Source organism: Candidatus Hakubella thermalkaliphila, assembly GCF_013281975.1.
In the GTDB taxonomy this organism is placed as follows: domain Bacteria; phylum Actinomycetota; class Humimicrobiia; order Hakubellales; family Hakubellaceae; genus Hakubella; species Hakubella thermalkaliphila.
Genome location: NZ_BLRZ01000464.1, coordinates 1 through 565, shown reverse-complemented (window position 1 = coordinate 565; position 565 = coordinate 1). Strand labels below are relative to the sequence as shown.

General features: G+C 44.6%; 1 protein-coding gene. It reads right to left on the bottom strand.

Annotated features, from left to right (window positions below; genetic code table 11):
- The coding region (locus HW443_RS12730) for a hypothetical protein (protein WP_176238392.1) at nucleotides 1-180 on the bottom strand (180 nt) is incomplete at its 3' end.
- Nucleotides 181-565 lie beyond the last annotated feature (385 nt).

Below are 565 nucleotides of genomic sequence, written 5' to 3'. Positions count from 1 at the left end.
AACAAAATCCACACCTAATGCCCTTAATTCTAATTGTGCCAATGACAGTTCATAGATAAACTGAACATTATCCAACAATGTTACATCTGAATCAACCGATTGTTTCAGATTGTAGGCCCAGAATTCTTGAATTTCCTCTGCTTTTTTCATCATTTTTTGTCCTTTATATGTTTCTTCCATTGGGTTATCTCCTTATATTTATGGGCGAAATTGCGTATATCGGGATGCGGGTCGGCGAAGTTTCCACGAAGTGGGAACTTGGGCGTAGCCGTTGACCCGTAAGATAGTCGGCGTCGGCTTCGCATTTCATACCACATTTATAATCAATTAAACATTTGAGGCTACGCTTTCTTTTCTGTCGCCGAAGGCGACACGCCGACCCGCATCCCGATACTCGGTCATCGGCGAAGCCGATGACCGAGTATTGGTCCGCGTGTTTGCGAAGTGCCAAAGGCATTTGGATGAGCGTAGCGAACCGCAAACACGCTGTTATCTGGAGTGGCGGCGGCGATTTTTTCCAAGTATTATGTTTACTTCTTGTGTTGTAACTCCCTCCTTTTTCTTG